13 protein-coding genes are annotated in these 21653 nt (G+C 71.0%); 7 read left to right on the top strand and 6 right to left on the bottom strand.

Annotation, left to right across the window (positions count from 1 at the left end):
* Positions 1-365 precede the first annotated feature (365 nt).
* The 5 genes from AB0D93_RS27570 to AB0D93_RS27550 all read left to right on the top strand — a co-directional run bounded on the left by AB0D93_RS27570 (position 366) and on the right by AB0D93_RS27550 (position 6124).
* A complete protein-coding gene (locus tag AB0D93_RS27570; RefSeq protein ID WP_362124473.1) occupies positions 366-569 on the top strand; it encodes an MbtH family NRPS accessory protein in 204 nt (67 codons plus the stop codon).
* A gap of 184 nt (positions 570-753) precedes the next feature.
* Entirely contained in the window at positions 754-1842 is a 1089-nt protein-coding gene (locus AB0D93_RS27565) for an amidinotransferase (RefSeq protein WP_362124470.1), read from the top strand.
* 71 nt (positions 1843-1913) lie between these two features.
* Positions 1914-5093 carry an amino acid adenylation domain-containing protein gene (locus AB0D93_RS27560; RefSeq protein WP_362124467.1) on the top strand — a complete coding sequence of 1060 codons (3180 nt, stop codon included), beginning with the start codon at positions 1914-1916 and terminating at the stop codon, positions 5091-5093.
* 27 nt (positions 5094-5120) lie between these two features.
* On the top strand, positions 5121-5342 hold the full coding sequence (locus AB0D93_RS27555; RefSeq protein ID WP_362124464.1) for an MbtH family protein: 222 nt from the start codon (positions 5121-5123) through the stop codon (positions 5340-5342).
* Positions 5339-6124 carry an alpha/beta fold hydrolase gene (locus AB0D93_RS27550; protein WP_362124461.1) on the top strand — a complete coding sequence of 262 codons (786 nt, stop codon included), beginning with the start codon at positions 5339-5341 and terminating at the stop codon, positions 6122-6124. The genes AB0D93_RS27555 and AB0D93_RS27550 overlap by 4 nt, the downstream gene beginning before the upstream one ends.
* Positions 6125-6155: 31 nt before the next feature.
* Here AB0D93_RS27550 and AB0D93_RS27545 read toward each other — a convergent pair whose 3' ends face one another.
* The 5 genes from AB0D93_RS27545 to AB0D93_RS27525 form a co-directional block, all read right to left on the bottom strand.
* Positions 6156-7739, bottom strand: a complete 1584-nt coding sequence (locus AB0D93_RS27545) for an amino acid adenylation domain-containing protein (protein ID WP_362124458.1) — start codon at positions 7737-7739, stop codon at positions 6156-6158.
* 26 nt (positions 7740-7765) lie between these two features.
* Positions 7766-13534 carry an aminotransferase class III-fold pyridoxal phosphate-dependent enzyme gene (locus AB0D93_RS27540; protein WP_362124455.1) on the bottom strand — a complete coding sequence of 1923 codons (5769 nt, stop codon included), beginning with the start codon at positions 13532-13534 and terminating at the stop codon, positions 7766-7768.
* 71 nt (positions 13535-13605) lie between these two features.
* A complete protein-coding gene (locus AB0D93_RS27535; protein WP_362124452.1) occupies positions 13606-15330 on the bottom strand; it encodes a condensation domain-containing protein in 1725 nt (574 codons plus the stop codon).
* A complete protein-coding gene (locus tag AB0D93_RS27530) occupies positions 15327-17090 on the bottom strand; it encodes a non-ribosomal peptide synthetase (protein WP_362124449.1) in 1764 nt (587 codons plus the stop codon). The genes AB0D93_RS27535 and AB0D93_RS27530 overlap by 4 nt, the downstream gene beginning before the upstream one ends.
* Before the next feature lie 127 nt (positions 17091-17217).
* Positions 17218-17463 carry an acyl carrier protein gene (locus AB0D93_RS27525; protein ID WP_362124446.1) on the bottom strand — a complete coding sequence of 82 codons (246 nt, stop codon included), beginning with the start codon at positions 17461-17463 and terminating at the stop codon, positions 17218-17220.
* A gap of 202 nt (positions 17464-17665) precedes the next feature.
* On the opposite strand from AB0D93_RS27525, the gene AB0D93_RS27520 reads away from it, so the two are divergent.
* Entirely contained in the window at positions 17666-18685 is a 1020-nt protein-coding gene (locus tag AB0D93_RS27520; RefSeq protein WP_362124443.1) for a fatty acid desaturase, read from the top strand.
* A gap of 31 nt (positions 18686-18716) precedes the next feature.
* Positions 18717-19955: an ATP-grasp domain-containing protein gene (locus AB0D93_RS27515; protein WP_362124440.1), complete on the top strand. Its 1239-nt coding sequence runs from the start codon at positions 18717-18719 to the stop codon at positions 19953-19955.
* A gap of 99 nt (positions 19956-20054) precedes the next feature.
* Here the strand turns inward: AB0D93_RS27515 and AB0D93_RS27510 are convergent, their stop codons facing one another.
* Positions 20055-21542 carry an amino acid adenylation domain-containing protein gene (locus AB0D93_RS27510; RefSeq protein ID WP_362124437.1) on the bottom strand — a complete coding sequence of 496 codons (1488 nt, stop codon included), beginning with the start codon at positions 21540-21542 and terminating at the stop codon, positions 20055-20057.
* Positions 21543-21653: the final 111 nt, after the last annotated feature.

Genomic DNA, 21653 nt, shown 5'->3' with positions numbered 1-21653 from the left:
CGGTACATCGGAGAGGCCGAATTCCGCCGAATATTCCGGACTATTGACACCGGTAACTTGACCTTGATGAAGTAGTGCGGACCGCAAGTGGCGGCACCAGGAACCTTCCGGCAGGTCGGAACGCCCCACCCCTGGATTCGGCCGTCTGTCGTCGTCACTCACGGGGAGCGGGGTGGATCTTGACACGCTTCGACAAGCCGGGCGCGGGGGAATTCGAGACCGATGTGATCAATATCTGTGTCGAATGCTTCAGGGTTTTCGATGAACTGCCTCAGAGTCCTCCGACTTCGGGCGGTCGCCATCGCGTGACGGACTGAACCGCGCGCCGCCATCCAGGTGATCCGAACCGACGACGGAAGGCAGTCATGTCAGAGACCGACGACCTCTACCTCGTCGTGCGCAACCACGAGGACCAGTACTCGATCTGGCGTGCGGGCCGTGAGGTCCCCGCGGGCTGGGAGCCGGTCGGCGACCCGGCCACGCGGTCCGCGTGCCTGGACCGGATCGGCGAACTGTGGACCGACATGCGTCCGGCAAGCCTGCGAGCCGCCATGGAGCAAGGGGCCTGAGATGCCCGAGGTCACCCATGAGCACGACCGCGGACGGTCAGACCGAAGATCCCGGGCACACGCGCTGGGCGGATGCCCGGCTCACCAGGGGTAGAACCGCGCCATCCGACGTGCACCACCGAGTGAGACCGCGCCCGACGTGTAGTGCGATCGCATCTTCTGCACCGACCAACGGAGGATCGACATGCGTGAATCAGAGGTCTCGGCTCAGCCCGCGTGCCCGGTCGGTTCGTACAACGAGTGGGATCCGCTGGAGGAGGTGATCGTCGGCGTCGTCGACGGCGCGCACTTCCCCCCGTGGCATGTCGCGGTCGGTGCGCCCCTGTCACCGCAGCAGAGGGCCGTGTTCCAGGAACGCGCCGGACAGCCGTTCCCCGCAGAGGAGATCGCCGCCGCGCGTGACGAGCTCGACCAGCTGGTCGACGTGCTCGAGGGTGAAGGAGTCGAGGTCCGCAGGCCCGAGCCGCGGGACCACGGCCACTCCTACGGTGCGCCGGGCTGGTCGAGCACCGGCCTGTACGACGCGATGCCCAGGGATCTGCTGCTGGTCGTCGGCGAGGACGTCATCGAGGCGCCGATGGCCTGGCGGTCGCGGCACCACGCGGCGTCGGCGTACCGGCCGCTCCTCAAGGAGTACTTCCGCCAGGGAGCCCGATGGAGCTCGCCACCCAAGCCCGAGCTGTCCGACGAGCTGTACGTCGCCGACTGGACCGATCAACCGGAAGGGGAGCCGTTCCGCTCGGTGATCACCGAGTTCGAGCCCACCTTCGACGCGGCCGACTTCATCCGGTGCGGCCGCGACATCTTCGTCCAACGCAGCCATGTCACCAACGCGTTGGGCATCGAGTGGGTCCGCCGGCATCTGGGCGAGGAGTACCAGGTGCACGAGGTGAAGCTGGCCGACGACCACCCCATGCACATCGACGCGAGCCTGATGCCCCTGGCCCCGGGCAAGCTGCTGATCCACCCGGACCGGGTGCCGGAGGTGCCGGAGATCTTCAAGGACTGGGAGGTACGGAAGGCGCCGCAGCCGGTGATCCCGGACGGCCATCCGCTGTACATGACCAGCAAGTGGATCAACATGAACGTGCTGATGATCGATGAGGAGCGGATGGTCGTGGAGGCGCAGGACGAGCCGATGCGCCGCCTTGCCGAGAGCTGGGGGATGACCGCGATCCCGTGCCCGTTCCGGTCCTTCAACAGCTTTGGTGGTTCCTTCCACTGCGCGACCGTCGACGTACGACGGCGCGGCAGCCTGTGCTCCTACTTCTGAGTCCGTGTGCTCGCCAGACCCTCCCCGTGAACGACCCAGCCAGCGTCCTTGGATCCGGAGGTAGGAGATTGATGCCCGGTCCCTGCGTTCATCACCTGGTCGAAGCGCAGGCTTCGCTGACGCCCCATGCCGTTGCGGTCGTCTGGGACGGCGGCACCCTCACCTACCGCGAGCTCGACGAGCGGGCCGGTCGACTCGCCAACTTCCTGGCCTCCAGGGGCATCCGGCCCGAGCGCCTGGTCGGCGTCGTCATGGAACCGTCGCCGCAGCTGCTGGTCACGATGCTGGCCGTGTGGAAGGCCGGCGGCGTGTACGTGCCCGTCGATCCGTCGCTGCCCCGCGGCGTCGCCGAAGCGATGCTCGCCGACGCCGGGGTCACCCTCCTCGTCCGCAACGGACCGGCCACCCTGGACCCGGCGGACGTACCCGTGGTGGACCTCGACCGGCTCGACCTGTCCGGTCAGCCGAAGACCGGTCCCGCGTCCGCCGTCGACCCGGCCAACCTCGCCTACTGCGTGTTCACCTCGGGCTCCACCGGCAAGCCCAAGCCGGTCGCCGTCGCGCACGCCGGCTTCGCCAACCACGCCGTGTCCCTGCGGGACGAGCTGAGACTGGAGCCCGAGGACCGCGTTCTGCAGTCCACCGCGATCGCCTTCGACGCCGCGCTGGAAGAGATCCTGCCCGCCTGGGTCGCCGGGGCCGCTGTCGTCATGCCCGGACAACGCCGGTTCACCAGCCTGGAGTTCACCGACCTGATCGACCGGCTCGCCGTGACCATGGTGAGCCTGCCCAGCGCCTACTGGCACCAGTGGGTGGACGACCTGACAGCCGGACTGGTGCGACTGCCCGCTTGCCTGCGCATCGTGTTCATCGGCGGCGACAAGATCCTCGTCGAGAAGCTCGCCGCCTGGTCGCGGGTCCCCGGAGCGGAGGCGGTCGACTGGGTCTCCGACTACGGGCCGACGGAGACCACGATCAGCGTGGCGCTCCACCGTCCCGACGGCGCCGGCGAGGCGGACCCCGGCCTCTCCGACTACGCGCTGGTGCCCATCGGCCGCTCGTTCGCGGACGCCGTGATCTACGTACTCGACAGCGATCTGCGACCCGTGCCGGACGGCACACCGGGGGACATCTGGATCGGCGGCCCGCCCCTGGCCCGTGGCTACCATGCCGCCCCCGCCCTCACCGCCGAGCGCTTTCTCCCCGATCCCCAGGGCCCTCCCGGGGCGCGCATGTACCGCACCGGCGACCGCGGCAGCCGCCGGAGCGACGGCATCCTGGTCTTCCTCGGACGCTCCGACCGTCAGGTCAAGATCCGCGGGTATCGAGTCGAACCCGGCCAGGTCGAGAGCGCCGTGCACCGCTGCGCCGGGGTCAAGGACGCGGTCGTCGTCGCCGTGGAGGATCCGCCGTTCGGATCCCGTCTCGTCGCCTACGTGGAGGCCGAGGCCGGCGTGTCCGAGGCGGCGATCCGCGCCGACCTCACCGGCCGGCTGCCCGACGTGATGGTGCCCCAGACCATCCTGCTCCTGGATCGCATCCCCCGTTCGCCGCTGAACGGCAAAGTGGCCCGCTCCGCGCTTCCACCGGTCGAGTCGCCGCGAGCCGACCGCACCGGCGGAGCCGGGATGACGACGCTGGAGCGCGTCCTCGCCGTCCTCGTCGGTGAGGTGCTCGACGGGGCGCCCAGCCGTCGTGACGAGGACTTCTTCGCGGCCGGTGGCGACTCACTGCGGGGCTTGCAACTGCTCAGCCGGGTCGCCGAGGTGACGGGCGTGGCGTTGACGTTCGAACAGCTGCGGGCGGCGCCGCACATCGCCGGGATCGCGGCCCTGGTGAAACGGGAACACGGGCGCGGCGCGTCGGACCACACGGTCGTACCCACCGACGACCACGGCGACCTGCGCCCCGCCTCACGCGGGCAGCAGGCCCTGTGGTTCCTGGACCGCGTGCATCGAGGCGCGCCGACCTACGCGATCCCGGTCTGCTACCGGATCCGGGGCCCGCTCGACCTCGATCGCCTGGACGCCGCCCTGACCGCGATCGCGGCCCGTCATGAGGCGCTGCGCACCGTGTTCGAGGAGAAGGACGGCAGGGTCTGGCAGCGGATCACGCCCGCGAGCCGGGTACGTACCGCGCTGACCGTCGTCGCCGACGCCGACGAGGCGTCCCGCCGGGCCGCGGAAGAGGCCGGGCGCCCGTTCGATCTGACCACGGGGCCGCTGCTGCGGTCGGCCTGCTTCCGCGTCGGCGCCGAGGAGCACCTGTGGCTGCTCGACGTGCACCACGCGGTGTTCGACGCCTGGTCGCTCGCGGTGTTCTGGCGTGAATTCGCCGCCCTGTACACGGGCCGGCCGCTGCCCGAGCCGACCACCCGGTACGCCGACTACTGTGCCTGGCAGGAGCGCTGGCTGCGGGGCGCGGAAGCGGACGAGCAACGGGCCTACTGGCGCGCACAGCTCGCCGGGGGCCCGCCGCCCGTCCCACCGGGCTCCCGGCGCGCGGCCGGGGGACGCCTCGGGACCGAGGGATTCGCCGTGGAGCTGCCGCCGGACGCCGTCGATCCGGCCGCTGTCGAGCGCGTCGGCCGCGCCTGCGGGACCACCGCCTTCGCCGTGCTGCTCGCGGCGTTCTTCGCGGCGCTGCGCCGGACGGGCGGCGTCGAGGAGGCGGTCGTCGGCGTGCCCGTGGCGTGCCGGAACCGGCCGGGCACCGAGGATCTGATCGGCTACCTGGTCAACACGGTCCCGCTCCGGATGCGTTTCACCGAGCGCATGCGCTTCGGCGAGCTGATCGCGCGTACCGACCAGGTGCTGGCGGAGGCGCTGACCCACCAGGACCTGCCGTTCGCCGATGTGGTGGAAGGCCTGGCGCGGCGCGGCGGCACCGGGGGAAACCCGTTGTTCCAGGCGATGTTCGCGCTGCAGTCCACCCCGTTGGACGACTTCGGCGGCATCGAAGGCCTCGACATCGCCGAGCAGTTCGTCCACTCGGGCACCGCGAAGGTCGCGCTGACCTGGACGATGCGACAGAACACCGCCGGACTGGTCGGCGAGGTCGAATTCGCCGCCGGCCGGTTCGACCGGGCCTCGGCACGTCGCTGGCAGGAAGCGCTCCTGGCGCTGCTCACCGCCGGACTGACCGATCCCGGGGCGCTGGTCGACGAGTTGCCGCTGCCGGCCGGCGAGCAGGCCGCCGAGCTCGCGGCGGCCGTCGAGGGGCAGCCCGGGGAACGTCCGTCCACGCATTAGAACGCCGACTTCGGGAGGTTCGTGCACATGCCGGTCGATGGATCCGCGGGCGAAGACGACAACGGGTCAGGTCTCGTCTACGACGTGGTGGTCAACCACGAGGGGCAGTACTCGATCTGGGCGGTGGGCCGGCCCGTTCCGGCGGGCTGGACGGCGGTGGGCTTCCAGGGCTCGAAGTCCCAGGCGCTCGACCACATCGAGGAGGTGTGGACCGACATCACACCCCTGAGCGTCCGCCCGGATGCATGAAGGCCGGCCGCGGTCGCGCGCACCGGATCGTCCTCAGGCGCTTTCCCGGAACCGCGGGCGAGGAGGACGGACCGGTTCCGCGCGGCCGGACGGTGTACTGCGTACCGGCGGCCGGCACGGGGGCGCGGGGCTTCCTGGTTCCCTTCGCACGCTCACCGGTGCGCGGCAATCTGCGGGTGGTGCAGCTGCCGGGGCGGGAGGACCGGCTCGACGAACCGTGCATGGACGACGTTCTGGAGATGGCCGCGCTCGTCGCCGACGCCGTCGCCGGTGCGGACGCCGACGACTACGCCCTGTTCGGGCACAGTTTCGGAGCCCTGGTGATGCTGGAGACGGCGCGCAGGCTGGAACGGATCCACGCGCCTGCCCCGGCGCTTCTCGCCGTCGCGGCCTGCGCCGCTCCGCACGTGCCGGCGTTCATGCGTTTCGACGAGATGGAACCCCGTCGGATCGCCGAGGCGCTCCGAGACCTCGGCGGCCTCGACTTCAGCGGTCCGCTCGGCGACGAACTGGCGGCACTCGTGCTGCCCGCGCTGAGCGCGGACTGCCGTGCCTCCACCCGGTACCTCGACGCCCCCGGGCAGGGAACCGTCGCGTGCCCGATCCTGGCCATGGGCGGCACACTGGACCCGGCGGTCACGAGGGAGAGGACGGCAGCCTGGCGCGGCTACACCGATTCCGGTTGCGCGGTGCGGGAGTACGCCGGCGGACACTTCTTCCCGCTCGAGTCGGACCTCCCGCTGCGGGCGGTCGTGGACTGGAAACCCGGACCGGGCCCGTAGGAGCGGGAACCGTCACGACGGGAGACCGCACTCATCCGGCGGACATGCCCCCCTGCGGTGCGGCCGTGTGCCGTCCCGCCGTCCGGTGCGAGAACAGCGCCGCGACGGCCGCCCGGTCCAGTTTGCCCGATGGCGTCAGGGGCAACCGATCGACCGCCGTGTACATACGAGGCACCATGTAGGCGGGGAGCGACGTCTTCAGCAGTTCCCTGACCGACTCGGCGAGTGCGTCGGAGAAGGAGTCCACGCACACCAGGCAGGCGGCGAGTGCCGGACCCGAAGCGGTGTCGACCGCACAGACGCAGACGTCGAGTACGCCGGGGTGCGAACCGAGGACGGTCTCGATCTCACGCAACTCGATGCGGAACCCGCGGATCTTGACCTGGTCGTCGTCGCGGCCCAGGTACTCGAGCTCGCCGTCGGGCAGCCGCCGTACGAGATCTCCCGTGCGATAGCAGCGGACCATCGTGGAGCCCGGACCGACGGGCAACTCGGCGAACCGCTCCTTGTTGAGGTCGTCGCGGTGCAGGTATCCGACCGACAGGCCCGGACCGGAGAGCCACAGTTCCCCGGGCGTGCCGTCCGGCACCGGCTTCTGCTCGGCTGTGAGAACGTGGGCGCCGACATGGGGGAGCGGACGTCCGATGGGCGAGGCCGAGTCCGACCGGAGTGTCTCGGCGTCCAGCACCTTGAACGTGGAATGCACCGTGTTCTCGGTGATCCCGTACATGTTGACCATCTCCGGGCAGCCCGGTCCGGCGGCCTCGACGAATTCCCTGACGACGTCGAGGTTCACGCTCTCGCCCCCGAACACGACGTAGCGCAGCGGCAGTTGGGGGCGACCGCTCTGGGCGTGCGCTTTCGCCGTGTACCGGAAGAGCGACGGCACCTGGTTGAGGACGGTGATCCGCTGTTCGTGCAGGAAGTCGACGAGCCCGACGGGCGACAGGACGGTCTGCCACGGGACGACGACCGCGGTCGCACCGGTCGCCAGAGCCCCCCACAGCTCCCAGACCGAGAAGTCGAAGCACAGGGAGTGGACGATCGCCCACCGGTCGTCGGCCGTGAAGGCGAAGTGGGGCAGAGCTCCCTCCAGCAGTGCGAGCACGCTGCCGTGCGTGATCACACATCCCTTGGGCTTTCCGGTGGAACCGCTTGTGTAAATGACGTAGGCCGCGCTGTCCGCGGAAGGCACCGGCACGCTCCCGCGGCCGGCCACGGACACCGGACCGGCCGCCGGTGCCGCCCGGTCGATGAGGCGATGGTCCGACAGCCCGACGCGCTCGGCGGTGGACCGCGCTCCGACGATGAAGGGGAGCCGGGAGTCCTCGACGATGAACTGGATCCTTTCCTGCGGATAGTCCGGGTCCAACGGGACGTACGCGGCACCGAGCCGGAGGATCGCGAGCAGCCAGACGACCGACTCCGCGTCCCGCTCGACGAGCAGTCCCGTCAGGTCGCCCGGGCGCACGCCGGCGGCGGCGAGACGGCCGGCGGCCAGATCGGCGGCCCGGTCCAGTTCGGCATAGGTCAGCCGTGCGCCGTCCGCGAGCAGGGCGGTCGCCTCGGGGGTCTCGGACACCCGCGAGCGGAGCAGTTCGACGAGAGATTCCATGGTCCACCTGTCGTTTCTGGTCTGCCTCACGGCCGGCGCAGTTCGCCGAGCGGCCGGGTGGGAGTGGAGAGGACCTGTTCCATCCGTCCCGCCAACCGGGACGCCTGCGGAGCGAGGTCACTGATCCCGGAGATCTCGGAGATCACCTCGATCCCGTCGCTGTGCTCCTCGACGGTCACGATCGCCGGCCACGGCATGCTCTCGCGCGGCATCACCAACGACGAGGTGGCGGCGGCGCCGAACAACGCTCCGGAGTCCGCGCGCGCGTAGTTGAAAGCGGTGAAGCCGGTCGGCAGCCGGCGGTACCGCTTGTTCTGCAGCACGCGGTACAGACCGGAGGTGACCTTCGATCCGTCCAGGATCTGTGCCTGGACCGCTTTCGTCACGTCGATCAGCGTACTGTCGCCGGGGAGGTCGACGATCACCGGCAGGAGGTCCACGCAGAAGCCCATGAGGGGCTTGCCCGTGTGGCGGGGCTGTTCGGTCTGATGGGCCATCATGACGGCCTGCCCGGCGCCGGTGAGCAGCGACGACGCCACCGCCAGCGCCGAGAGGGCCGCGGTGTGCAGCGTGCTTCCGCCGGACCGCGCCAGGTCGCGCAGGCCCGCGAGGCTCTCCGGGGGGAGGGTGTCCACCCGCAGGACGGGCTTGAAGGGCCCCGCGTCGTCGATCAGCCGGGCCGTGTCCCAGGCCGCGTCGAGCCGGGCCCGCCAGAAGGCGTCGTGCGCCTCGAACCGCGCGTCCTCCTCGCCGCGCTTCCACCGCGCGTACTCGAGGAAACCGGCCGGTTCGGGTAGGGCGTCGCCCGCCTCCCCGCCCAGGTAGCAGGCCGACAGCTCCGACCACAGGACCTCGAACGACCAGCCGTCGACGACGGAGTGCGGCGCGGTGGCCTGCAGGAAAGCGGCATCGGCCGTCTGGACGAGGTGGAACCGGAACAGCGAGGGCGCCGACATGTCCACGGGCCGCAGCGAGAACCGGTGGAGAAGCGCCTCGACATCGCCCGGCGACGCATCGCTGAGGGTGCTGACGGTCAGTTTCGGTACGGCGCGTGCGGCGCAGTTCTGGGATCCCCCGTCGTCGTCGAAACCGATCCTCATCACCTCATGGCGCTGCGCCACCCGCTCGACGGCGCGCAGCAGCCTCTTCGGGTCCAGTCCGCCCTCGATGCGCAGCGCGTCGGACATCTGGTACGACTTGCCCAGCTCACCGCCCAGCTCGCTGGCCATCCACAGCAGCTTCTGGCCGTCGGTCAGCGGGGCCCGGCCGACGATCGCCGACGGCTCGCGCGCGGGAGCCGCCGCGCCCGCCGCGCGGGGCTTCTCCCACAGGCCCCGCGAGGCGACTTCCGCAGCGGCCTCGGCCACGGCTTCCACGATGCGCGAACAGTCCGCTTCGGTGTGCGCGGCGCTGAGGAAGCAGGTGCGTCCCTCCCACACGTAGACGCCGCGGTTGAGGAGGCCGAGGAAGAACATGTCCTCGGACAGGGGGGAGCCGTCGACGCCGATGCGGAACAGTGAGGAGAAGTACTCGACCGAGACGGGGTATCCGTGGGCGGACGCGTGGGCGTTGATCCGCCCGGCCAGGTCGGCTGTCCGGTCGGTCAGCGAGTTCTGCAGACGGGGCGACTCCTTCTTGAGGTGCCGGATCATCTGCTGCGCCACCGCCATGGCCAGCGGGTGTTTGCTGAACGTTCCGGCGAACATCATGCTCGGCCGTTGCGGGAACCCGACATCGCCCTCCCGCCAGCGCCCGCCGTCGATGGGTGCCATGAACTCCGCGTCGCCCGCGATGACCCCGATGGGCATGCCGCCGCCGATGACCTTGCCGTAGGTGACGAGGTCGGGACGGACGCCGAAGTACGCGGCCGCGCCGCCCGGGTGGCACCGGAAGCCGGTGATGACCTCGTCGAAGACGAGGGCGGCGCCCTGCGCGCTGGTCAGCGCACGGAGGCGGTGCAGCAGTTCGCCGGGCTGGTACCCGGGGCGTCGGCTCTGCACCGGCTCGACCAGCACCGCGGCCAGTCGTTCGCCGTAGGACTCGAGGACCGGGATCGCGGAGTCGTCATAGGGCAGCACGATGACGTCCTGGGCCATCGAGGCAGGCGTACCACGGCCCAGAGGTGTCGCCTCGCCCCGCTCGCCGGCCGCCCGGGGCGCGACCAGCACACCGTCGAACGTGCCGTGGTAGGACCCTGAGAACAGCGCTATCAGGTCTCTGCCGGTCTTCGCGCGCGCCGCGCGCAGGGCGCCCATGACCGCCTCGGTCCCGGAGGAGGTGAAGGCGACCCGGTCGACACCGGCCAGCGAGGCGATGCCGCGGGCGACCTCGCCGGCGGTGGACGACTGCGGGCCGATCAGCAAGTCGGAGGCCTCGAACGTGCGCAGGGCCGCCGTGAGCGGCTCCGACGCGTGTCCCAGCATGAGGACACCGAAGCCCATGCACAGGTCGAGGAACTCCTGACCGTCGACGTCGGTGAAGCGGGCGCCCTCGCCGCGAACCCCGACCACCGGGTAGCTCACCTCACGGCGTCCCTTGCGGATGGACACCAGATTCCGCTGGTCCGCCAGGGCGAACCGGTCCTCCTCGGTGATCCGCTTCGACAACGGGGTCCGCCGGGCCCACTCCACCTCCGCCCGGAGCGGATCGGTTCCGTCGGCGGGGACGACCGGCGCGGAGCGGCGCGGAACGGGTGCGGCGAGGGGTGCGGGATGCGGCTCCGGGGCTGTGCTTGGGGCGGGTTCGGGTGCCGGACGTGGCTCCGGGGCCGCGCTCGGGGCGGGTTCGGGTGTCTGACGTGGCTCCGGTGCCGTGGTGGCCGGCAACGACGCGCCGCTCGGGGGAACGACGCCCTTGAGGTGGTCGCCCACGGCGTCACACGAATCCAGGTCGAAGAACAGCAGACGCACGTCGATGTCGGTCCGGAACTCCGCCGACAGGGCGTCCGCGAGCTGGATGAGCAGGAAGGAGTCGTATCCGAGCTCGATGAAGGAGGCGCCGCGTGCCACCTCGTCCGGTGAGCCCCCCACGAGCTTGGCGACGATCCGCCGGACCCCGTCGTCGATCCTGGCCGCGTCGTCCCGTGACAGGGCCGGCACCGGTGCTTGCGCCGGAGTCCGGTCCGCCGTCGCCGGGCTCGGCCGGCCGGAACCGGGAGTCGGCTCTGCTGCTGCCTCCATGAGCGGCTGCTCCTTCCGGGAACCTCGGTCGAACGCGTAGGTGGGAGCGTGGACGAGAACCGGACGTGCGTCGGAACCGCTTCCCCGGCCGGTCTCGCCGATGGCGACCGTGGCAGGGTCCTGTCCGGCCGACCACGCCGCCGCCAGCATCCGTGCCCGGGAGACCGCGTCGTAGCCGGTCTGCTTGACGGTGGTCATGGCCAGCGCGTCGGCGCCGAACACTTCCCTGACGAACGGGGTGACACCCGCGGTGGAGTCCAGGACGTGCACGAGATCCGTACCGTGCGCCCGGAGCCTTTCCATGGCGTCGCCGAAACGGACCGTCCGGATCAGATGGCTCGCCCAGAAACCGGGGTCGCGGGCCGTTTCCTCGTCCAGCCAGTCGCCCGTTGTCGGCGACATCAGGCGCAGGACCGGTGGCCGTAGCTCCACCCGCGACCAGGCCGCCGTGTACGCGGCGACGCAGTCCTCCAGGACCGCGCTGTGAAACGGGTGCGCCACAGGTACTCGCACGCAGGCCACGCCGTCGCCGCGCAGGCGAGCGGTGATCGCGTCGATCGCGGCCGCCTCACCGCTGAGCATGCAGTCCCGGCCGCCGGGCACGATCGCCGGTGACACACCGGCCCCCAGGTACGGGGCGACGGCGGCCTCGGAGAGCCGGACCCGGATCATCGACCCCGCCGGGGCGCCCGTCAGGATCCGGGCCCGCTCCGAGAGGACCGCGGCGGCCTCGGTCAGGGTGAGAACACCGCCGACGACGCCCGCGGCGACCTCGCCCAGGCTGAAACCGCACAGTGACCGGGGCCGCAAGCCGTCGGCCAGCAGCGATCGTGCGATCGTCACGGACTGGACGAGCACCGCGAGTTCGGCCGCTCCCGGCGCGGACGCGGTCTCGGACGCCCCGGTGAGGAGCCCTTTCACCAGGGGCCGGTCGTCGTCCGGCAGACACCGGAGCGCTTCCGAGAGCAGGTCCGCGAACCCGTCGATCTCGGCTGCGGCCGTCGTCAGATCCCCGATCTGTCCTCCTTGGCCAGGGAAGACGACGGCGGTGTCGGGATTCCGCTTCGCGAGCCGGCTTCCCGTGCGCCAGGTGGTGAGACGGCCGGCCCGCCGGGCGACGACGATCGCCTCCCGATGGGGAAGCACGCGCCGGCCCGTCCTCATCGTGTGGGCGAGGCTCCGCAGACGGTGCGGATTCCCGGCGGCGAACTCCGCCACGCGGTTCGCGGTGTCCTCGACGCTGCGCTTCGACGCGGCCGTGATCGGCACGACATGCACACCCTCGCCCGGTTCGTCGGCCGCGTCGGCGAGCGGCGCCTGCTCGAGGACGACGTGCGCGTTGGTTCCGCCGATGCCCATCGAACTCACTCCGGCCCGCCGCGGCCTGCCGTCGTCCGCCCACTCGCGGCAGCCGTCGGGCACGAAGAGCCTGGTGCTCGCCGGCTTGATCCGCGGATTGAGTTCGACGAAGTTCGCCACCGGGGGAATCCGCCCGTGGGCCAGGACGAGTGCGGCCTTGATGAGACCGACGATGCCCGCGGCGGCGCCGAGATGGCCGACGTTCGCCTTGGTCGCGCCGATCGCGCACCGCACACCCTCCGCGCCCAGCGCGCGTTCGACGGCCGTCCATTCGACGACGTCCCCGATCTCGGTTCCGGTACCGTGCGCCTCCAGGTAACCGATGTCGCGCTTGTCCACCCCCGCGGCGGCCAGCGCCGCACCGATGACGAGACTCTGCTGGTTCACGCTCGGCGCCGTGAACCCGATCTTCCGGTTGCCGTCGTTGTTGATCGCACTGCCGCGGATGACGGCATGGACGGCGTCACCGTCGGCGAGCGCCCGGTCCAGGCGCTTGATCACCACCGCGCCCGCGCCGCTCGCGGTGATGGTGCCGCTGGCCGCCCGGTCGAACGGCCGGCAAGAGCCGTCGGTGGACCAGACGCTCGCCTCCTGGTGGTAGTAGCCCGCCCGCTGGGGGAGTTCGATGTTCGACCCGCCGGCCACCGCCATGTCGGATTCGCCGGACAGTACGCTCTGGCAGGCGAGGTGCAGGGCGACGAGGGAACTGGAGCACGCGGTCTGGATCGTCACGCACGGACCACGGAGGTCGAGCGGATAGGCGATCCGCGTGGTCAGGAAGTCATGGTCGAGCAGTGCCGTCCAATTGACCGCCTCCGACACCCTGAGCGGCCTCGCGGCGTCCCCGTACCGCGCGTCGCCGACGCGCTGCAGGACCGGGATCGGCGACGCGCCACCCCCGGCGGCGAACAGCCCGATGTTCCCGGCGTACCGCAGCGGGTCGCAGCCGGCGTCCTCGAGTGCCTCGAGTACGACCTCCATCATCACGCGGTGGCTGAGGTTGAGCCCCTCGGCCTCGCCGGCGCTGATGCCGAACGCGGCGCTGTCGAACTCGTCGTATCCGTCCAGCGGCGCGGACACGGGTACGTAACTGTTGCGGACCGCCGGGTCCAGACTGATTCCCTCTCGCCGGAGATCCTCTTCTCCGACCTCCACCATGCCCGTCGAGCCCGCCTCGACGCTGGCCCACAGTGAGCGGTAGTCGGCTGCGCCCGGAACCCTGCATGCCATGCCCACGATGGCCAACGGCTCCCGCATCTGCTCCTCCTCACCTGCGTCGTCGTGCCGCCTCGCCGGAAGCCCCGCTCTCAGGGATCACCGGTGCGCGCTCAGGCCGGCCCGGCCGACCGCGGCAGGCGGGGAACGTGGAAGGCGTCCGGCGCGTGGCCGGCCTCGGCTCCGGCGTCCAGACGCGAGGCGAAGTCGCGCAACCGCGGGTGGTCGAAGAGCAGTCGCAGCGACGCGGTGGGCGAGACCCTCTTGCGCACCAGTGCGACGACGTCGCTCGCCAGCATCGAGTGACCGCCCAGATCGAAGAAGTCGTCGTGCGGCGAACGGACGGGTACGCCGATCACCTCGCCCCAGATGGCGGCAACCGCTCCCTCCACCGGAGTGAGCGGACCGTCGGCCGGGCAGTGCCGCTCCGCCGCGGGGGACACGGCGCCGTGCGAGGGCGTGTCACGCCGGGGGGACGGGGTGACTCGGGCCAGGATCCCGGCCAGTCCGAGGGAGTCCATCGCCGCGTCGGGCTGCCGCAGCAACGCTGCCAGGATCTCCTCGTACGCGGCACAGTAGCCGTGCACGGCTTCGCGCGCGTAGGTGCGCAGGGCGAACTCCCAGTCGAGGGCGATGCCGGAGGGGGTGATGTCGCAGATCACGACCAGGTCGAAAGGCCCTTCCTCGGTGCGGGCCACGACCTCCGACAGCCGTCCCTCGCCGAGTTTCAGGCCACCGACGGCACCCGCGGAGAAGACCGTGCGCACCACGTCGGCGCCGGGCTGGAGCCCGGCGTCGTGCAGGTCGGCGACCATCCGGCTGAACGGCAGGTCCTGGTGGTCGATGGCGTCCATGAGGTCCAGCGACACCTCTTCGAGCGTGGCGGCGAACGACCGGGACAGGTCGATCCGCGCCCGGGCCACGACCATGTTCGCGAGCATCCCCACGGTGCGCGCGAACTCGGGCGTGCGACCACTCGTGGCCGTCCCCAGGGCCACGTCGGTGTCCCCGGTGGCGGCGATCATGACGTTCATCGCGCACAGCAGGATGGAGAACGGTGTCGACCTGGCGCGGCGTGCGTACGCCGAGAGCGTCTCGGTCAGCCCGTCGTCGAGCGTGGTGGACACCAGGTAGGTGTCCAGCGACCCCGGCAGCCGGGTGGCGGCGCGGTCGGCTCCGGGCAGCGCACTGCTGGTGACTCCGGCGAGCCGGGCCCGCCAGTAGGCCGACTCCTCCCCGAGGCCGCCGTCGGCGAGTGCGGCGAGTTGGCCTTGCACGAAGGTGCTGTATCCCGGTGCGACCGGCCCGAGGCCGGGCGGTGTTCCCTGCCGCACCGACCGGTAGAGCTCACCGAACTCGTCGAGGACGATGGTCATCGACGTGCCGTCACACACGATGTGATGGGCGACCAGAACCAGCGTGGTCCGGCTCTCGGACACCCGGATGGCGGTGAGCCGGATCGCCGGCTCGGCGGAAAGGTCGAAAGGGAGGTTCGCCGCGGCGTCGAGGGCCGACTGCAGCCGCTCGTCCTGCACGGCCGCCGGCAGCCCCCGCAGGTCCACCACGTTGACCGGGACAGGCTCCGGATCACGGTCGATGACCTGCACGACGCCGGAGTCCGATTCGTGGAACGTGGTGCGCAGGGCCTCGTGGCGGCGTACGACCTCGTTGAACGCGAACTCCGCGGCCCGGGTGTCGAAATCGCCGTCGAAGTGGAAGACCTCGGGCATGCTGTAGGCGGGACTGGTCGGATTCAGCCGCCAGAAGAGCCAGATACCCTCCTGGAGCGGGCCGATCGGAAGGGTGTCCGTCAGCGCGTCCGTCCTGTTGGTTCTCAACCCACGTCTCCGATCAGGTGGCGCAAGGCGCTCAGGGTGCGGGCCTGGAAGAAGTCGCGCAGCCGCACCCGGACCCCGAAGTCCTCGCGAATCCGTGCCAGGACGTCGAGCGCGTCGAGAGAGCCGCCGCCGAGCCCGAAGAAGTCGTCGTCGAGCGTGCAGGGGACACCCAATGTCTTGCGGACGATAGCGAGCAGGCGCCGCTCGACGTCGTCGAGGGAGATGTCGTCCGTCCGCGCTCCGGTGCCGCCGGCCGTCACGGACTCCACGAGCGCCGCGACGTCCACCTTGCCGTGATCCGTCACCGGCAGGGACTCCACCCGTCGGATCACGGCCGGAACCAGGTACTCGGGCAACTCGCCGGCCAGGTGGTCCCGGACACTGTCGTCGACTCCCGGTGCCTGTGCGCCGACGTTCCCCACGTAGCAGGCGACCAGACGCGGATGCGCTCCGTCGCGGTGCACGAAGACGACCGACTGAGCGACCGCGGAGTGCCGGTTGAGGACCGATGCGACCTCGCCGGGTTCGATGCGCCGACCGCCGATCTTGACCTGGTCGTCCTGCCGTCCGAGGAAGCTGTATCCGTCGCGGGGCAGCATTCTGGCCAGGTCACCGGTCCGGAACATCCGCGACCCGGGCGGTCCGGACGGGTTGGGCACGAACCGCTCGGCGGTCAGCCGGGGATTGTGCAGGTACCCGCGGGCGACGCCCGCACCGCCCACGTACAGGTACCCGGGCTCGCCCTCGGTCGCCTCGTCCAGACGGTCGTTCCGGTACAGGTGGATCCGGGCTCCGGGTATGGCCTCGCCGATCGGCGGTTCGGTGAAGTCGTCGCCGGTCAGGACCCCTCCCGTCGCCGCGACCGCCGTCTCCGTGGGGCCGTACTGCACCACGACGGCGCACCCGTCGGCGGTCAGTTCGCGCACCACGCCGTTGGGCACCGCCTCGCCGCCGATGAACGCGAGCCGCACGCCGAAGTCGCGTGGCAGGTACCCCGCGCCGAACAGGCCGGAGTACCAGGAAGGCACTCCGCTCAGGACCGTGACCCCGTTGTCGGCGATGCAGTCGATCTGCTCCTGCCACGACCCGTCCGTCAGGTCCGGGGCGACGACGAGCGTCGCGCCCGCGGCGAGCAGGAGGACCGGCCGGAGCGAGGCGTCGAAGCACAGGTTCGCGGACAGCAGCACCCTCATGTCGCCGTCGGTGTGGACGGCCGACTGCTTCACGAGATCGTGAAGGTACCTGGCGTAGTTGTCCATCGCGCCGAATTCGACGCCGACCGCGTTGGGCGTGCCCGTCGACCCGGAGGTGTAGAGGACGTAGGCGAGGTTCCGCGTGCCCGGGCCGGCATCCCGTGAGCGTCCGCGGCCGCCGTCCGACCGTCTGATCCGCAGGCCGGTCCCGCCCGGCACGACGACGTCCGCGTCGCCCGCGGCGGCCTCCTCCAGCACGTACGTGGCCGACTCGGCGAGCACGAGGTCCAGCCTCCGCTCGGGCCACTTCGCATCCGTCGGCAGGTACGCCGCTCCGGACATCCAGATGCCGAGCATGGCGGTGATCGCGGTGCCGCCGCGTGGCAGGACCGTGGCCACGACGTCCTCGGGACCGACCCCGTGGGCGCGCAGGAGATCGCCGAGGCCGCTCGCGGTCGTGACCAACTCGCCGTAGCCGGTGGACCGGCCGCCGGCGCGCAGTGCGGGCCGGCTCGGATCGCGCACGGCCATGTCCCGGATCCGGTCGAGTACGAACGGTGTGCCCATGAACGCCAGTCCCTCCCGTGGCCCGGACTTCTCACGGTGATCGGATCAGTTCGACATGCACGGTCGCGGACCAGGGGTCGGCGCGGGACGGAGCGGAACGCAATAACTCGGCCAAAGAGGCCGGTAATCAGTGGTTGTCGTCCACGAGCCCTTCCAGAGCATTCCAACGGGAAGTGAACGCCGCTACCGTCGGATATTCCAGCAACATGAGCACGTCCGTGTCGATGCCCAGTTTCTGGTTGAGCTGACTGACAAGCTCCATCAACAACAGTGAATGCCCGCCGAGATCAAAGAAGTTCGTATCGACGTCGGCTTCACGGATCCCGATCACGTCGGCCCAGATTTGGGAAACCTCCTGCTCTTGCACCGGCATGGTCGGCAACCTTCCGTGTATCACAGCAGTCGATCACTCCGCACCAGCTTACGCACGGGTTTCCGTGCCGCACAAGACGCCTTTCGGAAAGGGGAGTTGGGCAGCATTGAGGATCAAGAAACTCGCCAAAGCCTTGACCATAACGCAGTCTTGACCATGCCGCGGGGGCGGTGGAAGGGTCTGCACCGGGAGGGATACGACTATGTCCAGAACTGATCGCCCCGAGCGGTACCGGTTCTCGTCGGACATCCTCGCGGCAGTCCGCGCCGCCTCGCGTCCCGACAACTGGCACGGACCGCTCGAAGTGATCGAACACTGGTTATGGATCGCGGCATGGTGCGCGGCTTCGCTGCTGGCGTTCCACTATTTCCCGCTGTGGGCCGCGGTGCCCGTCTACATTGTCGCGGTCTTCTTCATCGGCGGCCGTCAGCGGGCCCTCGCCGGGGTGTTGCACATGGCCACCCATCGCGCCTTCATGGCACACCACCGCACGGGCGACGTCATCGGGGCCTTGTTCGGCGGATACCCGGTTCTCCAGAGCTTCACCGGCTACCGTGCCTCCCACCTCGGCGAGCACCACGGCCGGCTGGGCGATCCCGAGCGCGATCCCGACTACCAGCAGTACCAGGACAACGCGCTGTGCGGTGACAACCTCAGCCGTGCCGCGCTGCGCCGGTACCTGCGGACGGTCGTGAGCCCCCAGGCCACCGCCTCGTACGTGCTCTACCTGCTGCGGCACCGGATCGTGTCCAAGGGGGAGCGGACGGCGGAGCGCGGGCTGAGAGTCGCCCTGCTCGCCGTGGTGCTGGTGTGGGCGGTGCTCGGCGGCTGGTGGGCCTGGCTCGTGCTGTTCTGGTTCGTGCCTCTGGTCACCACGCAGGTCTGGATCGGTGCCGTAGCCGAACTCATGGAACACTTCCCGCTGATCGAGACCGCGCCGCGTGTCGACCTCTACATGTCCTGGAACAGGGTGTACGGCCTTTCGACCCGTTTCCTGCTCGGCGAGAAGGACGGCGAGGGCTTCCATCTGGTCCACCATCTGTTCCCGCGAACGCCGATGTGGCGGCTGCGTGAGGTCGACGCGATCCTGCGGCGTGACCCGGTGTACGCGGCGCTGCCCCGCCTGGGCGGCGTGCTCGGCGGGATGGGACAGATCTACCGGTCGCTGCCCGCCTCCCGCGGCGGGGGAGCCCAGGCGGTCCCGACGCCCTCGGTGTCCTGATCCTGCCCCACAAGGAAAGTTGAGGCGTCGCATGACCGGTAACGTCCGCCATGTGCTGATCGTGGGCGGCAGCCTGACGCTGCCGGCGCTGGTCCACGCGCACGACGAGAACGTGAGACTCAGCGCGGTGTGCCGCCGCGAATCGCTCAGGGAATACCAGGATCTGAAGACCTTCGAGCGCCTCGTGTCGGTGTCCGGACACGCCGACGGCTCGGAGTGGGTGGCGGCGGCACGGTTCCTGAACGGGGTGGACCCCGTGGACGCGCTGCTGACGACCGATGACGACGTGGCACACGCGGCGGACATCGGCGCGGCGCTCGCACTGCCCGCGCCCGCACGCCGCACCGTGGACGCGATCGACCGCAAGGACCTCATGCGCGAGATCCTCGCCGCGGCCGGCGTGGACCCGACGCCGAACCGGATCGTGTCCGCGGCCCCGGAGATCGAGGCGTTCGCGGCGCGGGTGGGCTATCCGCTCATCTGCAAGCCGGTGCGCGGTGAGGGGAGCCAGGGCATCAGCAGGATCGACGGCCCCGACGACGTGCCCCGCGCCCTGGAGCGGGCGCGGGCCGGCACCGGGGGCCTGGCCTCCGCCGAGATCCTCGTCGAGCCCTTCCACGAGGGCACCGAGTACAGCGTGGAGTGCATCAGCGAGGACGGCAGCCATGTGGTCGCCGGGATCACCGCGAAGTACTCGGAGACGGAAGGCTACGTGGAGCTCGGCCATGTCGTGCCCGCACCGCTCGCGGATGCGGAGGCCGAGCGGATCGGCGCCACCGTGAGCGCGGCCCTGTCCGCGCTGGGCGTGACGCACGGCGTGACCCACACCGAGGTGATGGTCCAGCCGGACGCGGTACGCATCATCGAGACCCACCTGCGGCCCGGGGGCGACCGCATCCCGTACATGCTGGCCCTCGCGCGCGGCATCGATCTGGTCGGCCTTCTGGTACGGCAGTGCCTGGGCGAGAAGATCCTCGACAAGGCCCGGCGTGCGGTGGCGTCGGCACGCGACATCCCCTGCTACGCCGCGATCTGGCACGCCGCCCCCGACCGGCGAGGAGTACTCAAAGCCGTGGAGGGCGTGCGGGAGGCCGCGGCGATGGAAGGGGTGCGCGAGGTGAAGCTGCTTCTGGAGGTCGGCCAGGAGCTCGGCGACCTGGCCGAATCGCTCTCCCGCCCCGCGCACGCCTGGACCCTGGCGGACACCCCGGAGCAGGCGCTCTCCCAGGCCCGGGCGGCCGTCGAACGCCTCGTCTTCGTCACCGAGTGAGGGATCTCCTCACGACGGTCGCACCACCGCCCGCCGCGCACCACCGGCGCGCCCGGACGCCGCTCCCGAGGTTTCGGGAGCGGCACGGGCCCGCTTCGTCTAGGCCCCGCTCTCCTCCGGGGCCCGCAGGGCTCTGTGGTCGGTCTTTCCGCTGCTGGTCATCGGGATCCCGGGCACCTGATGGATCCGGGTGGGCACCATGTAGGCCGGAAGCCGCTCCGCCAGCCGCCGGCGCAGTTCCACGACGTCGTGGTGGGGATCGGCGACGAACGCCGCGAGGTGCGGGCCCGCCACGCGGTGCTCGTCCACCCGGACCGCGACGCGACCGTGCCCGACCAGGTCGGCGAGCGCGCGCTCCACCTCGTCCAGCTCCACCCGGTTGCCGCGGATCTTCACCTGGCGGTCCACCCGCCCGGCGTGGACCAGCAGGCCGTCGGCCCGGCGCCGGACCACGTCACCGGTGGCGTAGCGTGACCCGCCGTCCAGGAAACGTTCCGCGGTCAGGTCCGGCCGGCCGAAGTAGCCCAGGGCGACGCCGGGTCCGCCGATGACGAGTTCGCCGGTCTCCTCGCAGGGGGCGTCCGGCAGCGGCCGGACCTCCAGCACCGCGCCGTTGACCGCCGTGCCGATCGGCAGGTCCGGCTCCTGGTCGTCGGGGGGCAGCGGAAGGCAGGCGTGCGCGGTCGCGTAGATCGTGGTCTCGGTGGGGCCGTACAGATTCCACACCTGCGTGACGTGCGCGACCTGGGCCACGAGCGACCGTCGCAGCCGCTCCCCGGCGAGCAGCAGGACCGTGCCCGCCGGCACCTTCAGCCCGGCCCGGAGCAGATGCTGCAGGACCGTCGGCGTGGTCTGCAGGAAGGTCTGCCGGCCCGGTGTCTCCAACAGCGGCCCCAGCTGGTTCGACAGGATCTGCAGTTCGGCGGCGACGACCAGTTCGCCGCCGACCGACCACGGCGCGAAGACGTCGAACACCGAGACGTCGAAGGCGAAGGAGGACAGGGCGACGAACACCGAGTCCGGGCCCGCCCCGATCAGCGACGCCACCGACGCGACCAGCCCGGCCGCGGCGGCGGAGCGCACCTCGACGCCCTTGGGCGCACCGGTCGATCCGGAGGTGAAGATGATGTAGGCGGAGCCCGGGTGCGGGCGGGGGCGCGGGGAGGACGGCGCCGTGCTCCGGGTCCCGAGCAGCTCCGGCGTCGTCAAGTCCATGCGCGGGACAGCCTCGGGCGTGTCCTGCGCGGTGTCGACGGCCAGCACCATCCGGGCCTGTGCGCCCCGCAGTACCGTGGCGCGCCGCGCGGTCGGCCAGCCCGGGTCGATCGGCACGTACGTGGCCCCGCTCCACAGGACGGCCAGGATCGCCACCGGGCCGCCGGCCCGGCGCGATGCCAGGACCCCGACCCGGTCGCCGGGCGCCACCCCGGCGGCGGCGAGCCGGTCGGCCAGCTCCGAGGCCGCCGCGGCGACCTCGGCGTAGGTCCACGCGCCGCCGCCGCCGTCCCGGACCGCGACGCGGTCGGGCACGTCGCGTGCGGACCGCAGGAACACGGCTGCGAGCGGATCGGGCTCATCGGGGGTCACCGCGGACTCCTTCCGTGGCGGTCGCACCGGGCCACCGCGAGGTCGATGAGAAACACCAACGCCCGCCAGGCTACGGCGACTTGGCGGCCGGACGCGAGCGGCCCGGCCCCC

Source organism: Streptomyces sp. NPDC048191 (assembly GCF_040652655.1).
In the GTDB taxonomy this organism is placed as follows: Bacteria; Actinomycetota; Actinomycetes; order Streptomycetales; family Streptomycetaceae; genus Streptomyces.
Note: the sequence above shows the minus strand (reverse complement) of the source record. Positions and strands in the feature narration are given on the sequence as shown.